The 1,814-nt window shown below is 73.8% G+C and carries 2 protein-coding genes; both read right to left on the bottom strand.

What is annotated here, in order from left to right:
• Positions 1-999, bottom strand: a 999-nt coding sequence (locus AC1DP0_RS21540; protein ID WP_478088559.1) for a serine/threonine-protein kinase, incomplete at its 3' end; no start/stop codon positions are given.
• A partial coding sequence (locus AC1DP0_RS21535; RefSeq protein WP_478088556.1) for an FHA domain-containing protein occupies positions 996-1,814 on the bottom strand: 819 nt, incomplete at its 5' end. The genes AC1DP0_RS21535 and AC1DP0_RS21540, both read right to left, overlap by 4 nt.

The raw sequence follows: 1,814 nt of genomic DNA, 5'->3' as shown, positions 1-1,814 counted from the left end.
GGGCCCGACCGGTTGCGCGACGACGGTCTGCGGGGCCTTGACGCGCGTGCGGTCCTCGTCGTCCCCGCCGCGGCCCGTCGGTGAGCCTTGCGTCTGGCTGACCAGGGTCGTGTGGCCCTGCTCGTCGAGCACGACGATGGGCGTGCGGCCCAGCCGCTGCTGCTGCTCGACGGCCTGGAGCGCGCGGGCGAGCTCGAGTGCCGACGTCGGGCGGTGCGCGGGATCCTTGGCCATGGCCTGGGACAGCAGGCGCTCGAGACCGGCCGGGACGTCCTGGCGCCCGGTCGCCGGCGGTGCGGTGCTGCGGATCCGCGGCATCAATGCATACGCAGAGTTGTCCCCGCCGGGCACCTCGAACGGCGATCGACCCACGAGCAGCTGCCACAGGGTGGCGGCGAGGGAGTAGACGTCGGAGCGTTCGTCGCCGTTGCTCTGGCCGTAGAGGACCTCCGGGGGCGCCCACGGGACCGAGACGCCGACGTCGTCGGTGGCCTCCGGCGGGGCGTCACCCTCACGCGCGCCGCGGCCCGCGATGCCGAAGTCGGTCAGTCCGGGGGCGCCGTAGGCGCTGATGAGCACGTTGGCCGGCTTGATGTCGCGGTGCGTGATGTGGGCGCGGTGCGCCGTCTCGACGGCGCTCGCGAGCTGGATGCCGGTGCGCAGCACGTCCTCCACGGAGAAGCGCTCGGCGCGCGCCCGCATCGCGAGGTTCGGCGGCGGGTAGTACTTCATGACGAGGTACGGACGGCCGTCGTCGGAGGTGCCGGACCGGAAGACCTGCACGATGTAGGGGTGGTCGCCGAGGGCGGCCATCGTGTCGGCCTCGTCGACGAACTGCTGGCGCAGGGCGTCGGTCAGACCCTCGGACTTGAGCACCTTCACCGCGACCGGCATGCGGGGGCTCTGCTGCTCGTAGAGGAAGACGTCGGCGTAGCCGCCGGAGCCGAGCGGCTGGACGAAGACGAGCCCCGGGATCTTCGGGGGCGCGCCCTTCTTCACGACGCCGCCTCGAAGGTGAACGAGACCTCGTCGGCCATGGACACGTACGACCCCGGCTCGAGGACCTGCTGGTCGTTGGCGCGCAGGCGCAGGGGACTCTCGCCGGGCAGCGTCACCGTCGTGCCGTTCGTCGTCCCGAGGTCGCGGATGAGGACGTGCCAGCCCTCGAGGATGACCTCGACGTGGTTGCGGGAGACGTCCCGCTCGGGGCTCGGCACCTTGACGACGTGCGGGCGGTCGTGGGCGGCCAGCCCCTCGCCGAGCTTGGGGGCGCGGCCGAGCAGGACGCTGCGGTCGAGCGTGACCACGTCGCCGGTCGAGAGCCGCAGCACCCCGAGAGGCGGTCGCGGCATCGTGAACGGCTCCTGCGGCCGGATGCTCGAGCCGCACACCCGGCACCGGTCGCTGTGCGGCGGCGTCGGGTGACCGGCTGCGCAGAGGACGGCGAGCACGCTCGGGCCGGAGATGGTCTGGTTCTGCGCGGCCTTGCGTGCCTCGAGCAGCGCGCTGCGGTCGACGGTCAGCTCCGTCTCGTCGTCGTCGAGCGCCCCGACGTCGCCTTTGGGCACCGATGCGACCGGCATCGCGATGGGCACGGCGAAGGTCGGCTCCGTGGTCGGCGGGACCGATCGGGCGTATGCCGGGGGCTCGGACGGTTCCGCGGGCGCGCCGGGTGCCGGGCTGGGTGCCGGGCTGGGTGCCGGCCCGGCGGGTGCGGGCGGCGGCCCCGTCGCGATCAGCGGAGTGGCCTCAGGGGCTCGGACACCCGGAGGTGGGGTGACCGTCGGAGGCAGCAGGCTCGGGGCGGGGGGCGG

This window comes from Terrabacter sp. P5_B1 (assembly GCF_056400505.1).
Note: the sequence above shows the minus strand (reverse complement) of the source record. Positions and strands in the feature narration are given on the sequence as shown.